Genomic DNA, 7,267 nt, shown 5'->3' with positions numbered 1-7,267 from the left:
ACCGGTTTCGGTAAACGTGCGGGTCACATCGCGTGCGCCATATATCCAGAAAATAGTCAGCGGGCCGTCGCCGATATTGCGAAAATAGTGGGGCAAGTTGGCGGGGATAAACGTGCTGTCCATCGATGCTAGATTTTGGATGTCGCCATCGATCATCACTTCGGCGCGCCCCTCAAGAATAGTCACCTGCTCAGAGCAATTGTGCGAGTGCAAAGGAGCTGCACATCCAGCGGGGAAAATGGTGGTCCCTGTGGTGAAGGGAGCATCCTCAGCGTTGCCCTTGCCGACCATCAAACGCGTTGTGACCCCATCGCCGCGGCTAAACGGATTGATAGCGCCATATTCGACGACGAGACCTTTGGACTTGTTAGGATTTTTGTGCATTGCTTACCTCAAAGGCCATAGATTTTTTCAAGGAGACGATAAATTGTCCGACGCCCCACACATCGTGAGCCATGCTGATTTGCAGGATTTTATCAAACGCGGCTTTGCGGCCAGCGGGTTGTCTGATCACGATGCGGGCAAGGTCGCTCAACTGATGTCCCAAGCGGATTTGATTGGGCAAGACGGTCATGGCGTCTTTCGAATGTCGCAATATATCAAACGTTTGCAGGCGGGCGGCATGAACCCTTCGCCAGTCTTCAAAACGCTTGAAGACCGCGCGGCAACTGCGCTTGTTGATGGTGATAACGGGCTGGGGCATCTGGTGATGCAACATGCCACCGAGTTGGCGATGAAGAAGGCGGAAACCACAGGCGTTGCTTGGGTTGGCGTGCGCAATTCCAACCACGCGGGGCCCGCGTCGCTTTATGCGATGATGCCGCTCAAGAAGGACATGATCGGGCTTTATGTGGCTGTGGCGAGCGCGAACCATATGCCGCCTTGGGGCGGTACAGAGCAATTGCTGGGCACCAACCCGATCGCCGTTGCACTGCCGTCGGGAAAGAACCCGCCAATTGTCTTGGATATGGCGACGACCGTCGCGGCTTATGGCAAGGTGAAGACGGCCAAACAGCGCGGCGAAACCATGCCCGAGGGGTGGATGATTGATAAATTGGGCCAAGCGTTGACCGATCCGCAAAAGTCCTCTGAGGGGTTTTTGCTGCCGATAGGTGGGCCAAAAGGATACGGGCTTGCACTGATCTTTGGTATACTGGCGGGCACATTGAACGGCGCGGCATTCGGGCGCAATGTCGTGGACTTCAATGCCGACGCGACGACCAAGACGAACACGGGTCAATTCATCATTGCGCTCGACATTAAGGCCTTCGCTGACCCTGAAGTCTTTCGCGCGGGCATCGATCAGCTGTGGGATGAAATGAAATCTTCGCCGCGTCTGCCGGGCGTCGAGGAAATTCGCATCCCGGGTGAACGCATGGATGCGATCAGAGCGGAGCGCGCAGCAAGCGGCATTCCAATTGCGGCCGCACTGAAAGCGGAACTTGATACGCTGGCGGCGGCGCTCGACATCAGGCCGCTTTAGACGCGAGGGTATGGAGCGCGCTTGGATCATTATGCGTTGGGGAGCACAGGTGTTCGAAGATCATCAGGCAGCGCCATACGCGTAATTCGACCACCACGGTCCAATGGATCATCAATGCCCATCATGCGCAGAGCGTACCAATAGGTTGCGGCATTTGAAGAAATGATTGTTTTGCCAAGCCGTTCCTCCAATTCGTCGATCATATCAACGACACCAAGCGCGCCGCCAACATGAAGGATCGTATCGACGTCTTCCGTTGCAACGCGTTCAAATGCGGCGATGATATCTTCGGGCGGCACGTCAATAATGCGTTTTGAGGTGGCGACCTCTAGCCATGTGGCCTCTATGATTTCGATGCCATGCGCGCCGTAATAGGCGGTTACGCTTTTGGACATGTCTTCGGTCATCGGGGAAATAGACCCAACCTTTTTCGCGCCAGAAGCTTTGAGCGCAGCAACTGTTGCGTCGGTGGCATTGATGGCGGGGACGTCCGACTCTAGGGCGTCACGGATCTGCTGGCGGTAAAGCGCTTGGCGCTCAGGTGACCACCAACGCATTTCTAAAGAATTAGAGCAAATGACCATATCCGGCCAACACCCATGGACCTGCGGCAGCGTCGCAAGCACGGCTTCTGGTACGACGTGCTGCTCAGCAATGTTGAAACGATACATTTGGTGCGTCACGCCGTCTGGGCGCATGGCCTCATATTCTGGCTGCATGTTGGAGTTTTGCTGGGGAATAGCGACAGCAATCACGCCGCGTGGACCAAATCTATCTGGCATTATCTACAGACCTGTGTGTGAAAAAAAGGAAGCGTCAGGGCCATGCAAGGCTGGCCCTGACGACAAGATGTTATTGCGTGATCGCGTCAACAAGCTCTTTGTAGGCGACGCTTTGTGCTTCGCGCAGTGCTTGGTACTCATCACCGAGCATCAGATCGACATTCTCACCCAAACGGCCCATCAGGCGCTTGTATGTTTTGTCTTCCTGAAGCGCTGTGAAGGCAGCTTCAAGTTTCGCGACAACGTCGTCAGGTGTACCTGCTGGTGCAAGAACAACGCGGTGCATGAAGCCGATGTCGCCCTCGACGCCAGATTCTGACAGTGTTGGCACGTCGTCATAGATGCGCTCAGGGCCGGACGTTGCAAGAACGCGAATTTTGCCGGCTTCAAGTAGGGGACCGATCACGGATGGGAAACCCATTGTCACATCTGCATCGCCTGACAGCATCGCCTGTGTCGCCGGTCCACCGCCCTCATAAGGAACGAGGTTGAGCTGAACACCGCGTGACTTCATGATCTGAGCCGCTGGCACAAAGAGAGCACCCCAGTTACCTGAGTGCGCCATAGACACGCTGCGTGGCTCTGCTTCGGATGCTTTGATCATGTCTTCAAACGTCTGGAACGGGCTGTCCGCATTTACGATTACTGCGATAGGTGCGTAGTTCACACGCGCGATTGGAATGAAGTCTTCCATCGCGTTGTAGGGCAGGTTGTCGACGTGTGGTTTCAGCATGTCGAGGTAGTTGTGCGAGAACAACAATGTGTATCCATCCGCTTCGGAGCTCGCGACTTCCTGAGATCCTTTTTGACCACCGGCACCCGGCGTCAGGCGAACAATCATCGCTTGGTTGAGGTAGGTTGGAATAATCGATGTCACAACGCGTGAATTCAAATCGTGGCTACCGCCCGCACCGAAAGGAATAACCAAAGTAATTGGCTTTTCTGGGTACTCAGCTTGCGCTGTGCCTAAAGACGCAGCAAAGGCCGCCCCGGTGAAGGCAAGCAATTTGCCAGCGGTTTTTAGTGACTTAACAAACATATTTCTCTCCCATTTTGCATCTCGTTTGTCTTGACGAACGCGGCTGCTGGATGCCTTTTCAGCCGCGTCGTTTCCTTGAATTATTAGGCTGTCGACTTTCTCAGGCGTTGCCAGAGGTAGTAGCCAATCAGCGGGCTCATAATCAGAACCATCATTGCGCCCCAACGTTCGGTCAGGAAAAACCCGACAAAGTTTCCGTTGGACAGGGCCACGGTTTGGCCAAAGGCGTATTCAAGAGGTGGCCCGAGGATAAAGCCCATGACCATAGGCATCACATCGAACTTTGCGCTCTTGGCGAGGATACCGAAAATACCGAAAATCACCAACATCAGCAGGTCGATGCTGTCAGAACGGAATACATATGTGCCTGCAAAAGCGAACATAATGACCAGCGGGATCAGTACGGACACCTTGATTGTGACCAAGCGTGAGAACACCGGAATGGACAGGTATCCGATAATCAAGAACATCAGGTTGGCAAAAACCATGGCGATCAGGATTGCGAACACGGTCGCGCCTTGCTCTTCAAAAAGCTGGGGGCCGGGGCGCAATCCTTGCGCGACAAAGGCGCCAAGCAAAATAGCCGTGACGTTGTCGCCCGGAATGCCGAGTGTCAGGAGCGGGACCATCGTTGGCCCGTTTACTGCGTTGTTGGCGGCCTCTGCTGCGGCGACGCCTTCGATCTCACCTTTGCCGAAGTTCTCAGGGGTGTCTGAGGCATTCTTAGCAGCGGAATAGCCCATCATTGCAGCGACGACCTGTCCGAGGCCCGGGATCGTACCGATGCCAGTCCCAATCACTGTGGATCGGCAAATCGTTTTGAAACAGCGGCGGAATTCAGCAAAGGACAAGCGTTCGCCCATGACCGACGCCAATTGGCGCGCTTTGGTATTTTCCATCACAACTTTTGCGACTTCTGGGATGGCGAAAACACCGATCAGCATTGGCAGCAGCGGGATGCCAGAGCGAAGATCAAACAGACCGAACGTAAAGCGTTCAACACCGCCCAAGGGATCCGTGCCGATCTGCGCCAGCCACAAGCCGAGCATCATCATGATAAAGGTTTTGATAATGTTGGACCCAGATGTCGCCGCGATGATGATAAGGCTCATCAAGAGCACAGAGAATACTTCAGGGGGGCCAAACTGCATCACAAGCAAAGCGATTGGGAAGATCATGAGCATCGTGAAGATGTCGCTGGCCGTGTCGCCGAACACTGAGGAAAACAGCGCCATATCGAGCGCTTTGCGCGACTTGCCTTGTTGGGTCAGTTGATAACCATCTCGCGATGTCGCAACTGCCGCGCCTGTGCCAGGCATGGACACCAGAATAGCAGGGATACTGCCGCCAAAAATGCCGCCTTTGTAGATGCCGAGGAGGAAGGGAATGCCTACCAGCGGCTCGAGAAAGAAGGAAATCGGCAGCAAAATCGCCATCGCCATCAAGGTTGTGAAGCCAGGAAGAGCGCCTACAAGCATTCCACAAAACAGACCAACGGCCATGATCAAGAATGTGTCGACCCGCATCGCCATTGCGAAGCCTTCTGTAAATAAGTCAAACATTAGGAGCCCTCAAAGAGTGGTTATTAAAGTGCATGTCGTTCATCCCAAGAGCCGAGAAATTGCGAGTTCGATGACGTCGAGTTCTGGCAAGTAGACTGCCAAAAGACGCGTCGCGCTGAGGTAAAGAAAGATCGGAGCGAGTATCGCAATAAGAGCGATCTGTAGCTTGGAGCGATTTCCTGTGTACCAAGACAACACTGCGATTGTGATCGAAGACGATATGATGAATCCGAGCGGCACAAGAACGAGGCCATAGACGGTCATGATCGAGAAAAAGACCGCGCCCCGCCCAATCCCGATGATGCCTTGCTCATTGCTGGGAACGAAATTGCGTTTGGCGATGATCAAATGCGCTAAGCACAGCAAAGCCAACAAACCAAGGATGATACTTGGAAAGATCGACGGCGTGATTGCGGTGAGCGATTGGCCAAACAGAACCTTTGGTTTGGCGACGAGAGCACCCATGAACACAAAACCAAGCGTGCTAAACACGAGGCACACAAGTGCGAACATGTTTTCAGGTTTTCTTATAAAGCTACTGTTCATAGCTGCTCTCCATGTTGTGCTGTCAATTCGCTTTCAAACAACGCGACGAGTTCTCCGCTGAGCGCGGTTCGCGTCGCATCGACCTCTTTCTTGGTGGCGTTTGCAAAAGCTGTGCGTTCCATTTCGGTGAGCGTCACAAACGTGACGCCCTGCTTTTTCATCTGCTCCATGCAGCGCGCATCTTCTTGTTGTGCCAATTGCCGCTGTAGTGTCCCAGCTTCTTCTAAGGCGTCTTGAACCGCAGCTTTCACCTCTGGCGACCAGCGCGCGACGGCGCTTTTATTAAACATCACCATTGCTACACCAAGCAGATGGCCTGTTAACGTGATGGTGCGATGGGTATCGTGGAGGCCGAAATTAAAGGTATTGGTGAGCGGGTTTTCCTGAGCGTCGATGCGCCCTGTTTTGACTGCGTTTTGCAAGGCGCTGACATCGACGATCTGTGGGTCGAAACCCAAGGATGCGAAGATGCGTTGATGCTGTGGGCTGGGCAATGTGCGTAGACTAAGTCCCACACAGTCGCTAGGCGTTGTCAGCGCTGTGCCGCTCGTTGAGATATGGCGTAAACCGTTGTCCCAATAGTCGAACACGATATATCCTGTGTTTGCAGCGACCTCTTCGGCCATACGTTGGCCTACGGGCCCATCTAGCAGGGCATAGGCCTGCGCGCGATTGGGCACAGCGAAGTGTTGATCGAACAGGATCAACGCTGGCACGCGCGCGGTGAGATAACTGGACGAGAAATAAAACCCGTCGATGTCATCGCGCTCGACCATATCGAACAGGTCTGCCGCTTGATGGCCGTCATCTGAGATGTTCGGGGTAAAGTCGACAGTGACTGCGCCATCAGTGATGCGAGCCAACGCGTCTGCAAAACAATGCACCGCTTTGGTGTGTACAGATGTTTCGGGCTGGTAGCCGCCAAATGTAATGCGCTCACCCATTGTTCGAAATCCACAAAGCAGCAGTGATGAGGGCAGGTAGACACAAGAACGTTAGGAACGTGGAAACGGCAACAGCGCCTGAAACAGCGGTGCCGTGATTACCATAACGGCTTGCGTAGATATGGTTGACGATGGCGGTGGGCATTGTTGCCAGCAAAAAGACCGTCCCAGCGGCCATGCCGTTGAGATCGAGCAACCAGATCGCCAAGAGCGCCGATGTGATGCCAAAGATGAGCCGCGCAAAACCGATGCCAAGCGCTGGTCCAAGGTCTGAGACCTTCAAGCTTGCTAGCGAGGCGCCGAGTAGGATCAACATGCAGGGGATCATCACGCCACCGAGCATTTGGGTCGTGGTCATCACGATTTCTGGAACAGCAACATCAAAGCGCGTCACAATCAAAACCAGCGCGACTGAATACAACAGCGGCTGGCGCGCGAGATAGCGCAGATCAAACTTTCCAATTGCAATGGAAAACCCGATTGAATGTTGAACGATTGAGACCATAAAGAAATACGAAATCCCTAATTTCATACCTTCATTTCCAAAGGTAAGGAGCACCAGTGCGAGGCCCATATTGCCTGAATTCGGAAAGACGAGGCTGGGCAGAAAGGCGCGTAACGACGCGCCGGAAAGCAAAAGAACCAACATGCCGAAAACGGCCGAAGCGCTCATCGCGAGTAGAGCCGCGAAGGCCATCGTCCCGAGCGTTTTCGTATCCACGTCCATTGAAACGAGCGTGTGAAAGATCAGGGACGGCGTTGCGACCAGCAAAACCATCGCGCCAATCGTGTGCGTGTCGAGTCCGACCTTTAGCCGTTCGAGCAGGTAGCCAATCAAAGTGATGATGGCGACCGGCCCGAGGATATTGGCAAGCTCTGACATCTTTGCAGTCTAGATCAATATCGGACGA

At 53.9% G+C, this 7,267-nt stretch carries 8 protein-coding genes; 1 reads left to right on the top strand and 7 read right to left on the bottom strand.

The features are described 5' to 3' along the window. Nucleotides 1-384 (bottom strand): cupin domain-containing protein (locus ABJQ89_RS20390; protein ID WP_348497988.1); only part of this gene is annotated, 384 nt, incomplete at its 3' end. Nucleotides 385-427: 43 nt separating this feature from the next. Here ABJQ89_RS20390 and ABJQ89_RS20385 point away from each other — a divergent pair. Further along, nucleotides 428-1,483 (top strand): Ldh family oxidoreductase, encoded by a 1,056-nt coding sequence (locus tag ABJQ89_RS20385; RefSeq protein WP_348497987.1) that lies wholly within the window; start codon nt 428-430, stop codon nt 1,481-1,483. Nucleotides 1,484-1,512: 29 nt separating this feature from the next. Here the strand turns inward: ABJQ89_RS20385 and ABJQ89_RS20380 are convergent, their stop codons facing one another. The 6 genes from ABJQ89_RS20380 to ABJQ89_RS20355 all read right to left on the bottom strand — a co-directional run bounded on the left by ABJQ89_RS20380 (nt 1,513) and on the right by ABJQ89_RS20355 (nt 7,239). Continuing rightward, the gene (locus ABJQ89_RS20380; RefSeq protein ID WP_348497986.1) at nt 1,513-2,265 is read right to left on the bottom strand and encodes a hypothetical protein; all 753 of its coding nucleotides are present in this window, start codon (nt 2,263-2,265) and stop codon (nt 1,513-1,515) included. Between the two features lie 70 nt (nt 2,266-2,335). Beyond that, nucleotides 2,336-3,304 (bottom strand): tripartite tricarboxylate transporter substrate binding protein, encoded by a 969-nt coding sequence (locus tag ABJQ89_RS20375; RefSeq protein ID WP_348497985.1) that lies wholly within the window; start codon nt 3,302-3,304, stop codon nt 2,336-2,338. A gap of 83 nt (nt 3,305-3,387) precedes the next feature. Continuing rightward, nucleotides 3,388-4,866 carry a tripartite tricarboxylate transporter permease gene (locus ABJQ89_RS20370; protein ID WP_348497984.1) on the bottom strand — a complete coding sequence of 493 codons (1,479 nt, stop codon included), beginning with the start codon at nt 4,864-4,866 and terminating at the stop codon, nt 3,388-3,390. 39 nt (nt 4,867-4,905) lie between these two features. Then, nucleotides 4,906-5,412 carry a tripartite tricarboxylate transporter TctB family protein gene (locus ABJQ89_RS20365; RefSeq protein ID WP_348497983.1) on the bottom strand — a complete coding sequence of 169 codons (507 nt, stop codon included), beginning with the start codon at nt 5,410-5,412 and terminating at the stop codon, nt 4,906-4,908. Beyond that, nucleotides 5,409-6,356, bottom strand: a complete 948-nt coding sequence (locus tag ABJQ89_RS20360; protein ID WP_348497982.1) for a TRAP transporter substrate-binding protein — start codon at nt 6,354-6,356, stop codon at nt 5,409-5,411. Before ABJQ89_RS20360 ends, ABJQ89_RS20365 begins: the two co-directional genes overlap by 4 nt. After that, on the bottom strand, nt 6,349-7,239 hold the full coding sequence (locus ABJQ89_RS20355) for an AEC family transporter (RefSeq protein WP_348497981.1): 891 nt from the start codon (nt 7,237-7,239) through the stop codon (nt 6,349-6,351). The genes ABJQ89_RS20360 and ABJQ89_RS20355 overlap by 8 nt, the downstream gene beginning before the upstream one ends. Between the last annotated feature and the right edge of the window lie 28 nt (nt 7,240-7,267).

This window comes from Planktotalea sp. (genome assembly GCF_039984035.1).
Lineage (GTDB): Bacteria > Pseudomonadota > Alphaproteobacteria > Rhodobacterales > Rhodobacteraceae > Planktotalea.
Note: the sequence above shows the minus strand (reverse complement) of the source record. Positions and strands in the feature narration are given on the sequence as shown.

Coding starts and splice junctions, on each gene's coding strand:
- ABJQ89_RS20355 (WP_348497981.1), bottom strand. CDS start 7,239: ATGTCAGAGCTTGCCAATATCCTCGGGCCGGTCGCCATCATCACTTTG.
- ABJQ89_RS20375 (WP_348497985.1), bottom strand. CDS start 3,304: ATGTTTGTTAAGTCACTAAAAACCGCTGGCAAATTGCTTGCCTTCACC.
- ABJQ89_RS20380 (WP_348497986.1), bottom strand. CDS start 2,265: ATGCCAGATAGATTTGGTCCACGCGGCGTGATTGCTGTCGCTATTCCC.
- ABJQ89_RS20370 (WP_348497984.1), bottom strand. CDS start 4,866: ATGTTTGACTTATTTACAGAAGGCTTCGCAATGGCGATGCGGGTCGAC.
- ABJQ89_RS20360 (WP_348497982.1), bottom strand. CDS start 6,356: ATGGGTGAGCGCATTACATTTGGCGGCTACCAGCCCGAAACATCTGTA.
- ABJQ89_RS20365 (WP_348497983.1), bottom strand. CDS start 5,412: ATGAACAGTAGCTTTATAAGAAAACCTGAAAACATGTTCGCACTTGTG.